The sequence below is a fragment of the Gordonia sp. 852002-50395_SCH5434458 genome (genome assembly GCF_001665905.1).
Taxonomy (GTDB): Bacteria; Actinomycetota; Actinomycetes; order Mycobacteriales; family Mycobacteriaceae; genus Gordonia; species Gordonia jacobaea.
Window position 1 is genome coordinate 1 of the sequence record NZ_LZTC01000043.1, and the last position, 12745, is coordinate 12745.

A 12745-nucleotide genomic window follows, 5' to 3' on the forward strand; every position below is an offset into this window, starting at 1 on the left:
TTCGCAAGTCGAATTATCCCAGGTCAGGGCACCAATCTTCGTTTACGACACGAAATCAGCATGAAAGCCCGAGGCTAGAAGCACAGACCTCGGGATCACCGCGAGTGACATTTACAAGTCGATCAACAAGCTCGAACTGATTATCCGGGCGATGCGCACGCTCGGGTGGTCGTGTCGATGCACGCAGCGCGGTTTGCCGGACCGGGTGCGAAACTGCCTGGAGCTGAACGACAGTGGCAATCAGGTGCGCGTTGATGTGGTGAAGCATCCTGATCACTGGGCGGACCTCGGTACCTGACATACAAACAACACCGCCGCCCCGTTCGATGGCCCCGAAGTAGGGCGGCGGTGTTAGTTTCGGGTGAGCGGGCGGTGAACCGATCAGACCGAGGCGCGCACGCCGCGCGCCGTGGGAACTTCCCACGACGAACAGGCTATGCCGTAGGGGTGTTCGGCAACGTGACCTTCGCGGGCCAGGTGCCGGACCGGATCGCGGCCAGGTGGTGCGCGTTGTCGGTCTCGGGGATCCCCAACGCTCGGCAGACATCGGCGTGCCGCGCTTCGCCGTGGCGGTGGATGAACTGTAGTCGCGACAGCGGACTGAAATGTGAGACGAGCCGTGGAGAATCACAGTCACCGGTGCCCACGAGCACCTAGCCTGGGTGACAACCCTTCACGCTCCGATGGTCCCCGCGGCAGGCTCGTATGGTGTGAAGAACTGGTTCGGGGGCACGCCCTCGAGCGTCATCACCAGAGCGGGTACGGCCATGCCGTCGATCTGCTCTCGGATGATGTCGGCGTGCCCCGCGTGACGCGCGTACTCCTCGATGAGGTGAATGAGGAAGTAGCGCAACCGAATGGGTTGCGGCTCGAACTGGCCGTACCAGGGAGCGGGCGGCGCAATAGCGTCGGCGTCTGGATCGCTGGCCAGAATCAGTCGACGCAGTTGTTCGCGTGTGCTGTCGAAGTCGCTGAGCAGATCGTCGACCGACTCGTCCTCGCCCACAACGAAACCGGCCAGGTAGTCGGCGACGCCGTCCGCGTCGACCGTCGGCGTGACGTCCTCACCGGAGAGGCGCTCGATTGCGCCACGCATGCCGTCGAGGGTGTGCTTGATCAGGCCGCCGATGGAAAGTTCGCTCCGACAGGGGGTTTCGCGCAGCTGCGCCTCCGTGAGGCCGAATGCCGCGGCGCGGATCGCGTCGAGGTGCTGATCCACGTAGTTGGCGATACCGGTTGCTTCATTGTCGCGCTGCGGTGAATACATCGAAAGGCTCCGATCAGAGGTGGTGTGAACTTCTGATCAGAGCCTCTCAGCGATTGCGGTCGGTTTCGGTCCGCAATGAAATAATGACTCTCAACTCCGAAGCGGTGCCAAAGCTCGTCATCCGCGAAGCGGTGCCAAAGCTTCAGACAGCTTCACGATCTCGTCGAGCTGAGCCTTGACCACGGCGCTCTGCTGCTCGTTCGGCTCGAAGATGCCGTCGTCGGTCAGTTGCTTCTGCGGGAAGTTGATCTCGACGTTGCCCTTGGTCATGACGAGTCCGAGTGCTGACACGACGACCCGCAGCGCGACCTGGGCGCGTGTTCCCGCCGAGTTGCCGCCCCAGTTGACGAAGCCGACGGGTTTGCGATCCCACTCGCTGTGCAGGTAGTCGAGCGCGTTCTTGATGGCGGGGGAGTAGCTGTAGTTGTACTCGGGAAAGACGAAGATGAACCCGTCCGCTGCCTCGACGCGAGCGCTCCACGCCTTGGTGTGGTCCTTCACGTAGTTCTTGAGACGGGGATGGTTCGGCTCGTCCATGAACGGAAGATTGAGCTCTGCGAGGTCGACGAAGTCGACGTCGTAACGGTCGTCGGCATCGGCTGCTGCCTTGACCCATTCGGCGATCGGGCCGCCGATACGGCCCTCGCGGACACTTCCGAGAATGATCATCAGCCTGGTCATAAGAGTCTCTTCTCTGTTCGGATTCTCGAGCTGGGTCTGCGCCAACGATGGTAGTCAGCGCACACACGTGGCAGTCAGCGGCGAGCCTGCCTCACGAAGCCGTACAGAGCGGCGCGGTAGCCGCGTTCGTAGCTCTGGGTGATCTCGGGAATGTCTCCGGAGGCGAGCGCCGACGACGCGTGGTGACGCGCCCAGGTAACCGGCATGGTGGCGAGATACGTTGTCGCGTCGTCGAATCCGCGTTGGAACGCATCTTCGTCGAGCGTGTCGTCGGTCAGCGACGACTGATGCGTCGTCGGGGGCGTCGACGACGGAAACGCGACAATTCGGCCGCTGGTCATCTGGTGGATCTCTTTTCTGCGAGGGTGCGGTACAGGGTGGCGCGACTGACGCCGAGTACGGCGGCAATCGTCGGGACGGAATCGCCGTTGTCGCGGAGGCGTCGCGCGAGCTCGACCTGGTCGTCGGTCAGCGCTCGTGGGCGTCCGAGGTGTCCGGTTCGATGACGGTCGCCGGGGCTGCGCGCTCGACGCCCGACGGCGCTCATCTCGTCGTTGGCGACTGCGAGCGACGCGAGGACACCGACGAGTGTGGAACCTCCGTCGTCGTGCGTGCTCAGGCCCTCGCGGAGGGCCTGTATCCCCACGTCGTGTTCGGTGAGCGTGCGGACGGTCGCGAGGACTTCGTCGGCGGAGCGCCCCAACCGGTCCATGCTCACGACGATGAGAAGGTCGCCCGGGCGGGCGTAGTCGAGGAGAGCATCGAAGCCGGGCCGTTGTGCCGCAACGACTCCCGCCAGGGTGTCGTCCGTGTAGATCCGACGCTGGGCGACGCCGTGGGAGACAAGGGTGTCGACTTGCTCGTCGAGTGCCGGCGCCACGGCACTCGCACGCGCGTATCCGAGCAGCATGTGCTGCGCGGACGAAGGGGGCTGTGCCATGTCCAACAACGTATCGCAGAACTAGAGACAAAATGAGATTTGGCGACGGCGTTTCGAGACACGGTTGCCGATCCACGAGTCATGCCCTAACCAAACCGAAGTTGAGGCGATCGGTCGGATCACCGAACTCCCAAACTGTCGGAGTTATGAGACGGTCTGGACGAGTTATGAGACGGAGATCTGAGATATCTTCGCGATCGCATCCGGCTGGGCGTCGTCACGGCGTACTGTCCGCGAGCATGACGCGAACACATCTCGAGTCCCCCGTCGTAGCGACCACTTCCGGGCGTGTCTCGGGTCGCAGAACTGGCGACATAGCGGTCTTTCTCGGGATCCCCTACGCGGCTCCTCCTGTCGGGCCCGCGGCGTTCGACTCGCCCCGGCCGGTCGACGCCTGGGACGGTGTGCGCACGGCCGTCGAGTACGGGCCGACGGCACCGCAGGTCCCGTACCCGGCGCCGATCGCCGCTCTGCTCGACAACGTGATCGAACTCGGCGACGACTACCTCACTGTCAACGTGTGGACCCCGGATCAGAGCGCGGGCGGATTACCGGTGATGGTGTGGATTCACGGCGGTGCGTTCACCCGCGGTTCCAACCGGTTGGCCATGTATGCGGGCGACACGTTCGCCCACGGTGTGGTCTGCGTCGGCATCAATTATCGGCTCGGCACAGCGGGTTTCGCGTCGGTGAGCGGTGGCGTCGAGAACAGGGGATTGCGCGATCAGATCGCGGCCCTCGAGTGGGTGCAGGCGAATATCGCGAGCTTCGGGGGCGACCCCGGCAACGTGACGATCTTCGGCGAATCGGCCGGTGCCATGAGCGTCGCGTCGCTATTGGCGTCGCCGCTTGCGCGCGGCCTGTTCCGGCGAGCGATCATGCAGAGCGGCAACGGGTCAGCTGCGGCGGAGATCGACGATGCCCGTCTGGTCACCGCGCGGCTGTCGGCGATCCTGGGTGTCGACGCCGACGCCCAGTCGTTTGCCGAGGTCGATCCCGTCGCATTGCTCGCGGCCCAGTCGCAACTGGCACTCGAATGCATGGTGAACCCCGATCCCGCCCTCTGGGGTGAGTCGACGGTGGCCAAGGGGCTGGGCATCATGAGCCAGTTCCCCGTCGTCGACGGCGACGTCCTCACCTCCGTGCCGCAGGAGGCGATCGCGTCGGGCACCGGCGCCGATATTCCGCTGCTGGCAGGCTGGAACGCCGACGAGTTCCGATTCTTCCTCGTGGCGTCGGGCGGCGCCGATGCGATCACGGAGCAGGCTGCCGCAGCGGTCCTCGGTCGGCAGCCGAATGGCATCGATCACCTCCACGCCGGACTCGACGCCGGTGCCAGCCCAGGCGACGTGCTCGCGCAGGCGCTCACCGCACGCGCATTCTCCGGCCCGACGACTGCGCTCGCCGCGTCGCGTCCATCGGGCTCGACGCACCTCTACGAGTTCGGGTACAGCAGCCCGATCGCCGACATCAGGGCAGGTCACGCCGTCGAAATCCCATTCGTCTTCGATCACCTCGACCAGGCACACTCCCTCGTCGGCCCCGAGCCGGACCAGCAGGTCGCCGACGAGATGCATCGAGCGGGGGTCGACTTCGCGACGACAGGTGATCCGGGCTGGTCGTCGACCGGTCCGGAATCAGACAATCGACGCCTTCGGCGATTCGGCTTCTGACCTGCGATAAGTCTTGGCTACGGTGTGTTCATGTCTGCGAGCACCACCGTCGATCAGCGACCGTCGCCGCTGGTACTCGGTTGGAAGCCGGTGCTCGCGGTCGGAGCGCTCGCCGTCCTCGCGCTGATCTGGCATATCTTCGTGATCCCGATCGGCGCGCAATTCAACGGGCTGTTCGACAACGCCACCGATCTGTACGTCTACCGAGCGGGCGGACGCGTCGTGCTCGACGGCCGACCACTCTACGAATTTCCGGTGTGGGGTCGTCTGAGCTTCACCTATCCGCCGTTCTCTGCTGTGGTGTTCACCCTCTTCGCGCTGATGAGTGCGCTGGTGGCGAAGATCGTGTGGTGGGTGGCGATCTTCCTCGCGCTCGTGGCGACGGTGTACCTCGGCATGCGCACGCTCGGCTACAAGGCTGACAGCAATCTCGCGATCTTCGGTGTGTGCGGAGCCATCTGCGTCACGGTGCTCGAACCCGTACGCACGACGATCTGGCTCGGCCAGATCAACGTCTTCTTGATGTTCATCATCCTGCTCGACCTCGTCTTTCTCGATCTGCTCCATCCGCGATCGAGGCTGCGTGGTCTCGGCGTCGGCATCGCGGCGGGGCTGAAGCTGACGCCCGCGTTCTTCGTCGTGTACCTGCTCGTGCTGCGTCGCTGGCGGGCCGCGGCGATGGCAGTCGTGGGGTTCGCCATCACCGTCGTGATCGGATATCTGGTCATCAGGGCCGACGCTCATCAGTACTGGACGACATACGTGACCGGCGAGTCACGTATCGGACGGGTGGATTCACCGGCGAACCAGTCGGTGAACGGGTTCATCGCGCAGATGTTGGCGTATTTCGATGTTCGACGGTTCTCCAAGCCCGCGCCGGTCGGGCCGTTGTTCTCGCCGCCCGACTGGATGTGGATGCCCGTGGCGCTCGTCGCGGCGATTCTCGGGCTCTGGGCAGCGGTCGTGTCCTACCGACGCGGACGCCGCCTGCTCTCGGTCACCACCGCGGGAATGACCGCGGCGACGGTGTCACCGTTCTCGTGGGGCCATCACTGGGTGTGGGTGGTGCCATTGTTGGTCGTCGCGTTCGACTTCGCGTACCGGGGCAGCATCGGAGGGCGTAGGTACTGGTGGCGGTGGTTGGCCCCGCTGACGGTCGGCGCGCTGTCGTTTTCGTACTGGTGGAACTACTGGGGCAGCGGAAGCCACTACGGAGCCGATCACATCATCGCGGTCGGGCTGTTCATGATGCCGCGATATCCCGACCCGGGAGTGTTCGACCGCATCACGGTCATCCTCTACTCCGGGTGTTATCCACTGATCCTGTTGCTGACGATCATCGTCACGCTGGCAGCCGAGTTCCGGCAGCGTCGCGCCGAGGCGCGCGGGGAGGTGACGCAGCCGGATACGTACCCTGGAGACATCGAGTCGTCCGGTGCCGTCAGCCCCACGGCGTCGGAGACAGCAAACGCGGAGAGTGGAGTACTGCGTGCCGACGTGGCAACGAATACGCATCTGGAGTCGTCAACGCAGATACGTCATCCGGCGTGACGCGCGTCTGAACCTCACCTATCGGATCGTTGTCGGCGTCGTCGGTGCGCTCGTGCTCGCAGGCGGCATCGTCGCCATCCCTTATCCCGGCCCCGGCTGGTTGATCGTGTTCCTCGGACTCGGCATCCTCGCGTCGGAATTCTCGTGGGCTCAACGACTACTGCGCTTCGCGCGAAGCAAATACGACGCCTGGCTCGACTGGATGAAGGAACGTCACTGGTCGGTGCAGGGTGCCTTCGGCATCGCCACCTGCGTCGTCGTACTCGCCTCCCTGTGGGTCCTGGGTGTCCTGGGAACTGCCGCGAACTGGGTGAACCTCGACGCGACGTGGCTCACGAGCCCGATCCTGTAGGACATCCCGGCCGCGGTGGTGGCCAGCGAGGCGCCCGCAGATACGATCGACGTGCACGAACACCGAAACCGATCGGCGGGTAGCTTGCCCGCCTCGCATCAAGGAGCAGCGAAGTGCCCGACAACGCAATGGTGACCAGCCCAGCCACGATCCGTGTGCCGGCCGGGACCACCGCGGGCACGGCGCTGCGCGAGCACGAACTGCCCAACAAGGGACCCGAGGCCGTCGTCGTCGTTCGTGATGCCGCAGGCCAACTGCGCGATCTCTCCTGGGCTCCCGATCTCGACACCGACGTCGAACCGGTTGCCGCCAACACCGAGGCGGGCCGGAGCGTGATCAGGCATTCGACGGCGCACGTGCTCGCACAGGCCGTGCAGGATCTCTTTCCCGAGGCAAAGCTCGGGATCGGGCCGCCGATCAAGGACGGCTTCTACTACGACTTCGACGTCGCCGAGCCCTTCACCCCCGAAGATCTCACCGCGCTCGAGAAGAAGATGAAGCAGATCATCAAGTCGGGTCAGAAGTTCTCGCGACGGGTCTACGCGTCGAAGGACGAGGCCCGGGTGCAGCTCGCCAAGGAGCCGTACAAGCTCGAGTTGATCGACGACAAGGGCGCGGCCGACGACAGCGAAGTCATGGAGGTCGGTGGGGCGGAACTCACCGCGTACGACAACCTGAATCCCCGCACCGGCGAGGTGATCTGGTGCGATCTGTGCCGCGGCCCGCACGTCCCGACAACCAAGTACATCTCCGCGTTCAAGCTCACCAGGAGCTCGGCTGCGTACTGGCGCGGCGATCAGGACAACGCCGACCTCCAGCGCATCTACGGCACCGCGTGGGAGTCGTCGGAAGCCCAGGACACCTACCTCGAGATGCTCGCGGAGGCCGAGAAGCGCGACCATCGACGACTGGGTGCAGAGCTCGACCTGTTCAGCTTCCCCGACGAGATCGGTTCGGGCCTACCGGTGTTCCATCCGAAGGGCGGCATCATCCGCACCGAGATGGAGGACTACTCGCGCAAGCGTCACATCGCTGCCGGGTATCAGTTCGTCAACACGCCGCACATCACCAAGAGCAACCTGTTCGAGGTGTCGGGACACCTCGATTGGTACGCCGACGGCATGTACCCGCCCATGCAGCTCGACGCCGAATTCAACGACGACGGCTCGGTGCGCAAGCCGGCTCAGGACTACTACCTGAAGCCGATGAACTGTCCGATGCACAACCTGATCTTCGATGCGCGTGGACGCTCGTATCGAGAACTTCCGTTGCGTCTCTTCGAGTTCGGCACCGTCTACCGCTACGAGAAGTCGGGCGTGATCCACGGGCTGACCCGCGCACGAGGGTTCACTCAGGACGACGCACACATCTACTGCACTCGCGAGCAGATGCGTGACGAACTGCGTTCGCTGCTGACCTTCGTCCTCGATCTGCTCCGCGATTACGGTCTCGATGATTTCTATCTGGAGTTGTCGACGCGGGATCCCAAGAAGTCCGTCGGCGACGACGAGACCTGGGAGATCGCGACCAACACGCTCGCCGAGGTAGCGGGAGAGTCCGGACTCGACCTCGTACCCGATCCCGGCGGCGCCGCGTTCTACGGACCCAAGATCTCCGTCCAGGTCAAGGACGCGCTGGGCCGCACCTGGCAGATGTCGACCATTCAGCTCGACTTCAACCTGCCGGAACGCTTCAACCTCGAGTACACCGGCTCCGACGGCGCCAAACATCGCCCCGTCATGATCCACCGCGCCCTGTTCGGTTCGATCGAGCGGTTCTTCGGCGTGCTCACCGAGCACTACGCGGGCGCCTTCCCGGCATGGCTGTCGCCGGTGCAGGTCGTCGGCATCCCTGTTGCCGAGGCGTTCGTCGACCACCTTCAGGGCGTCGTGGATCAGTTGAAGGCCAAGGCAATTCGCGCCGAGGTCGACTATTCCGACGACCGCATGCAGAAGAAGATCCGCACGCACACCACCGGCAAGGTGCCGTTCATGCTTCTCGCAGGCGAGCGAGACGTCGAGGCGGGTGCGGTGAGCTTCCGATTCCGAGACGGCACTCAGGTCAACGGCGTGCCCGTTGCCGACGCGGTCAGAATCATCGACGAGTGGATCTCCGCGCGTCGCAACGAGTCTCCGACCAAGGAGCTGATCGAGGGTGCAGGAGATGCCTGACGCCGACGACGCGTCGACCGGTGAGATCCGCGATTGCGGCACCGGCGATCCCGATCGGCTACAGCGGCTGTGGAGTCCGCACCGGATGACCTACATCACGGCCGACCCACCGGTCGTGAAGAAGGCAGCCGACGGTTCGGACCTCACCGGGCACCCCTTCCTCGACATCCCGACGATGACCGACGAGGACGGGTTGATCGTGGCGCGCGGGGAGCACGTCTACGCGGTGCTCAACCTGTACCCGTACAATCCCGGCCACACGATGATCGTGCCGTATCGGCAGGTCGCAGACCTCGAGGCGCTCACCGCAGGCGAGGCCGACGAGTTGATGGGGTTCACGCAGCGCATGATCCGCACGATCAAGGCGGTGTCGAATCCGAACGCGTTCAACGTGGGTCTGAATCTCGGTTACGCGGCAGGCGGCTCGTTGTCGGAGCACATCCACCAGCACATCGTGCCGCGGTGGGTGGGCGACGCGAACTTCATCACGGTTGTCGGCGAGACAAAAGTCATGCCACAGTTGCTGCGCGATACCCGTGCGCTGCTGTCGGACGCGTGGAAGCAGCTCGACACCCCATGAGCGCGCGACCGCACCGCATGAGCAGTGCAGGTACAGAACTGAACGGTCGGGAAGGAGCGGTGCGGTGCTGAGCATTCGAGGCCGGGCGTCGGTGTCGAAGGTGACGTTGCCGCTCGGACGCGCGTTGCTGCGCACCGGGCTGACTCCTGACGCCATGACCGTGATCGGCACCGTGGCGACAGTCGCGGCGGCGGTGACGCTGTTCCCGATGGGCCACCTCTTCTGGGGCACGATGGTCATCTGGCTGTTCGTGATGTTCGACATGCTCGACGGCGCGATGGCGCGAGCTCGCGGTGGCGGAACCCGATTCGGTGCGGTGCTCGACGCCACCTGCGACCGCATCGCCGACGGCGCGATCTTCGCGGGTCTCGCGTGGTGGTGCGCGTGGACGGTGCCGCACCAGTGGCTGTTCGTGGCCACGATGATCTGCCTGGTGACCTCGCAGGTCATCTCCTATGCCAAGGCACGCGCCGAGGCGTCGGGTCTGTATGGCGACGGCGGTCTCATCGAGCGCCCGGACCGGCTGATCATCGTTCTGGTGGGGGCGGGCTTCACCGGTCTCGGACTGTGGTGGGCGATTCACGTCGCCATGTGGCTTCTCGCGATCGGGAGCGTGATCACCGTCGGACAGCGCATGTGGTCGATTTCCCGGTCACCGGGTGCCCGAGACCTGATCCCGCTGGCGTCGAGCGCGACTGACGCTGACACCGACGCCGGGACCGATGCTGACACCACGACCGACCCCGACACCGAGACCCAGGCTGGGCCCGACGCAGGCACCGGAAGCCGGTGAGTCGCCTCGGCGGGTACGTCTCCGACCTGGGCTACCGGGCCGGATGGGCGGGTGTGCGCCTGCTTCCGGACAGTTGGGGCAGAACCGTTTTCGAGGGCGCGGGCGCGATGGTCGGTCGCCGCAACGGCGGCCCGCAGCAGTTGCGACGCAATCTTGCCCGCGTGATCGGAGCCACGCGGCCGCAGGACGTCCCGGACGAACTCGTCGCCGACGCGATGCGCTCGTATGCCAGGTACTGGTACGAAGCGTTTCGCCTGCCCGCCATGGGGCTGGCGAACGCCGCGGCGTCGGTGCACATCGCCGACGACGATGTCGCCCGCTTCGAGGCCGAGATCGCGAAGGGCAAGGGGCTCATCTTCGCGTTGCCGCACAGCGGCAACTGGGACATGGCCGGGGTGTGGCTGATCAATCGCGGACATCGATTCTCGACAGTCGCCGAACGACTCGAACCGGAGTCGCTGTTCGATCAATTCGTCGCGTATCGCGAAAGCCTCGGATTCGAGATCTTTCCGCTCACCGGTGGGGAACAGCCTCCGTTCGCGCGTCTCGCCGACAGACTTCGCGAAGGGTCGGTGGTGTGTCTGCTCGCAGAACGCGACCTGACCCGCCACGGCGTTCCGGTGCAGTTCTTCGGTGAGCCGACCCGCATGCCCGCCGGACCTGCGCGTCTCGCGATCGAGACAGGCGCAGCGCTCATGCCCGTTCACCACTTCTTCCTCCCGGACGGGAGGTCGCAAATCCTTGTCGGAGAGTCGGTCGACGTGTCGGGCGGCGTCAAGCAGGCCACCCAGGCGGTGGCCGACGCCTTCGCCACGAACATCGCGGCACATCCTGCAGATTGGCACATGTTGCAGCCGCTCTGGGAATCCGACTGGTCGGCGGAGCGTCGTGCCCGAATCGAGAGCACCGGATGAAGATCGGAATGGTCTGTCCGTACTCGTTCGACGTTCCGGGCGGCGTGCAGGCGCATGTGGTCGAGCTCGCCGAGGTGTTCATCGACCGTGGCCATACCGTGAGCGTCCTCGCGCCCGCCGCCGACGAGACGGTGCTGCCGGACTACGTGGTGTCGGCGGGTCCCGCGGTGGCGCTGCCCTACAACGGGTCGGTGTCTCGCGTCTGCTTCAGCCCACACGGCTACCTCACGCTTCGCCGCTGGATCGCCGAGAACGAGTTCGATGTGTTGCACGTCCACGAACCCAATTCGCCGAGTCTTTCGATGCTCGCGTTGATGGTCGCGCTGGGGCCGATAGTCACGACGTTTCACACCTCGACGTCGAAGTCGTTGTGGTTGAAGACATTTCAGGGAATCTTGCGCCCGTACCACGAGCGGATCGCGGGCAAGATCGCTGTGTCGGAGCTCGCGCGGCGCTGGCAGATGGAGTCGCTGGGTTCCGACGCTGTCGAGATCCCGAACGGCATCAACTGTGCGGGTTTCGCCGACTCACCGCCCCTGCCCGGCTACCCGCACCCCGGTCGATCAGTGCTGTTCCTCGGCCGATTCGACGAACCACGCAAGGGCATCGACATTCTGATGCGTGCACTGCCGACGATCGTCGAGAGTTTTCCCGACGTCCGAATCCTGGTGGTCGGCGGAGGCAACGAGCGTGCGTTGAGGCGTCGAGCAGGAGATCTCGCCGACCACCTCGTACTGGTCGGTCAGGCCGACGACGAGACCAAAGCGCGGGCGCTGGCGTCGGCCGACGTGTACGTGGCCCCCAATCTCGGTGGCGAGAGTTTCGGCATCGTTCTGGTGGAGGCCATGGCGGCGGGCGCAGCGGTGGTCGCGAGCAAACTCGACGCCTTCCGACGCGTTCTCGACGACGGCCGTGCGGGAAAGCTCGTTGCTGTCGGTTCTGCCGATGAGCTCGCCGACGCCGTGACAGCACTCCTCTCCGACGACGACGCCCGCGCCGACCTCGTCGAAGCGGGTCGGGCGCGAGCCGCGAAGTACGACTGGTCGCGTGTGGCCGACCAGATCCTGCGCGTGTACGAGACGGTCACCGTCGACGCCGGACCCGTCGTGGTGTCGGACTGAGTGGGCAAGACATGAATGGTGCAGGGCCACACGTGGCATCGAACCTTGCCGACGCCGTGCGGTTTTCCGGGATCACGGTCTCGGGCACCGTGGCGACGATCGTGTTCATCGTGGTGGTGCTGGTCGTCGTGGCGGCGGCGTGGGCCTACAAGACCGCCAACCGTCTCGACCGGCTGAACGTCCGCGTCGATCTGGCACGTCGGTCTCTGGAATCGGCGCTCGAGCGGCGAAGCGTCGTCGCGCGGGCCATAGCGGCGTGGATGGAGACATCGACCGACGACCGTGATGCAGCGGCCGCGGCGACACTCACCGCGGTCGCCGACCGCGCCGAGAGCGCGGCGCCCGATCAGCGCGAGGACGCGGAGAACGACGTCTCCGCAGCACTTGCCCGTACCGATAACGGCACTCGTCCGGCGTCGCTGTCGATCGAACTCGCCGATGCCGAGACTCGCGTGATGATGGCACGACGCTTCTACAACGACGCCGTTCGTGACACGCGGGCGCTGGCGACCAGGAGACCCGTCCGTTGGCTCAAGCTCGGAGGCACGGCGGCACCGCCCGCGTATTTCGAGATCTCCGAGCGGGTGACACCGGACGAATCGTCCTGACAGGCGGCGAATCGTCCTGACAGGCGGCGAACCTGCGGCCAGGACACAATTCGGGGTCGCCTATCCTGTAATGCCAGGAGCCCAGTGGATCGCC

13 protein-coding genes are annotated in these 12745 nt (G+C 65.1%); 9 read left to right on the forward strand and 4 right to left on the reverse strand.

Translation table 11 applies throughout. The features are described 5' to 3' along the window. Positions 1-673: 673 nt before the first annotated feature. The 4 genes from A5785_RS10420 to A5785_RS10435 all read right to left on the reverse strand — a co-directional run bounded on the left by A5785_RS10420 (position 674) and on the right by A5785_RS10435 (position 2888). Entirely contained in the window at positions 674-1267 is a 594-nt protein-coding gene (locus tag A5785_RS10420; protein WP_005206066.1) for a DinB family protein, read from the reverse strand. A 117-nt stretch (positions 1268-1384) separates the two neighbouring features. Next, complete coding sequence (locus tag A5785_RS10425; protein WP_005206064.1) at positions 1385-1948, reverse strand: NADPH-dependent FMN reductase; 564 nt, start codon at positions 1946-1948, stop codon at positions 1385-1387. Between the two features lie 74 nt (positions 1949-2022). Beyond that, on the reverse strand, positions 2023-2289 hold the full coding sequence (locus A5785_RS10430) for a hypothetical protein (RefSeq protein WP_064866288.1): 267 nt from the start codon (positions 2287-2289) through the stop codon (positions 2023-2025). After that, positions 2286-2888 carry a recombinase family protein gene (locus tag A5785_RS10435; RefSeq protein WP_064866290.1) on the reverse strand — a complete coding sequence of 201 codons (603 nt, stop codon included), beginning with the start codon at positions 2886-2888 and terminating at the stop codon, positions 2286-2288. Before A5785_RS10435 ends, A5785_RS10430 begins: the two co-directional genes overlap by 4 nt. A gap of 239 nt (positions 2889-3127) precedes the next feature. On the opposite strand from A5785_RS10435, the gene A5785_RS10440 reads away from it, so the two are divergent. The 9 genes from A5785_RS10440 (at position 3128) to A5785_RS10480 (ending at position 12651) form a co-directional block, all read left to right on the forward strand. Continuing rightward, positions 3128-4561, forward strand: a complete 1434-nt coding sequence (locus A5785_RS10440; RefSeq protein ID WP_064866292.1) for a carboxylesterase/lipase family protein — start codon at positions 3128-3130, stop codon at positions 4559-4561. 30 nt (positions 4562-4591) lie between these two features. Beyond that, on the forward strand, positions 4592-6112 hold the full coding sequence (locus A5785_RS10445; RefSeq protein WP_064866340.1) for a glycosyltransferase 87 family protein: 1521 nt from the start codon (positions 4592-4594) through the stop codon (positions 6110-6112). Continuing rightward, positions 6051-6464, forward strand: a complete 414-nt coding sequence (locus tag A5785_RS10450) for a TIGR02611 family protein (protein ID WP_064866294.1) — start codon at positions 6051-6053, stop codon at positions 6462-6464. Before A5785_RS10445 ends, A5785_RS10450 begins: the two co-directional genes overlap by 62 nt. A 113-nt stretch (positions 6465-6577) precedes the next feature. Continuing rightward, positions 6578-8635 carry a threonine--tRNA ligase gene (gene thrS / locus A5785_RS10455; protein ID WP_064866296.1) on the forward strand — a complete coding sequence of 686 codons (2058 nt, stop codon included), beginning with the start codon at positions 6578-6580 and terminating at the stop codon, positions 8633-8635. After that, positions 8628-9215: an HIT family protein gene (locus A5785_RS10460; RefSeq protein WP_064866342.1), complete on the forward strand. Its 588-nt coding sequence runs from the start codon at positions 8628-8630 to the stop codon at positions 9213-9215. Before thrS ends, A5785_RS10460 begins: the two co-directional genes overlap by 8 nt. Before the next feature lie 64 nt (positions 9216-9279). Then, positions 9280-10008 (forward strand): phosphatidylinositol phosphate synthase, encoded by a 729-nt coding sequence (gene pgsA / locus A5785_RS10465; RefSeq protein WP_064866298.1) that lies wholly within the window; start codon positions 9280-9282, stop codon positions 10006-10008. Then, positions 10005-10922 carry a phosphatidylinositol mannoside acyltransferase gene (locus tag A5785_RS10470; protein WP_064866300.1) on the forward strand — a complete coding sequence of 306 codons (918 nt, stop codon included), beginning with the start codon at positions 10005-10007 and terminating at the stop codon, positions 10920-10922. Before pgsA ends, A5785_RS10470 begins: the two co-directional genes overlap by 4 nt. Then, positions 10919-12043, forward strand: a complete 1125-nt coding sequence (locus A5785_RS10475) for a glycosyltransferase family 4 protein (protein ID WP_064866302.1) — start codon at positions 10919-10921, stop codon at positions 12041-12043. The genes A5785_RS10470 and A5785_RS10475 overlap by 4 nt, the downstream gene beginning before the upstream one ends. 89 nt (positions 12044-12132) lie before the next feature. Further along, the gene (locus tag A5785_RS10480; protein WP_064866344.1) at positions 12133-12651 is read left to right on the forward strand and encodes a hypothetical protein; all 519 of its coding nucleotides are present in this window, start codon (positions 12133-12135) and stop codon (positions 12649-12651) included. The last annotated feature ends 94 nt before the right edge of the window (positions 12652-12745 follow it).

Bases quoted from the DNA above. Each gene is read 5' to 3' on its own strand.
- A5785_RS10420 (WP_005206066.1), bottom strand. From the start codon at position 1,267: ATGTATTCACCGCAGCGCGACAATGAAGCAACCGGTATCGCCAACTAC.
- A5785_RS10425 (WP_005206064.1), bottom strand. From the start codon at position 1,948: ATGACCAGGCTGATGATCATTCTCGGAAGTGTCCGCGAGGGCCGTATC.
- A5785_RS10430 (WP_064866288.1), bottom strand. From the start codon at position 2,289: ATGACCAGCGGCCGAATTGTCGCGTTTCCGTCGTCGACGCCCCCGACG.
- A5785_RS10435 (WP_064866290.1), bottom strand. From the start codon at position 2,888: ATGGCACAGCCCCCTTCGTCCGCGCAGCACATGCTGCTCGGATACGCG.
- A5785_RS10440 (WP_064866292.1), top strand. From the start codon at position 3,128: ATGACGCGAACACATCTCGAGTCCCCCGTCGTAGCGACCACTTCCGGG.
- A5785_RS10445 (WP_064866340.1), top strand. From the start codon at position 4,592: ATGTCTGCGAGCACCACCGTCGATCAGCGACCGTCGCCGCTGGTACTC.
- A5785_RS10460 (WP_064866342.1), top strand. From the start codon at position 8,628: ATGCCTGACGCCGACGACGCGTCGACCGGTGAGATCCGCGATTGCGGC.
- A5785_RS10475 (WP_064866302.1), top strand. From the start codon at position 10,919: ATGAAGATCGGAATGGTCTGTCCGTACTCGTTCGACGTTCCGGGCGGC.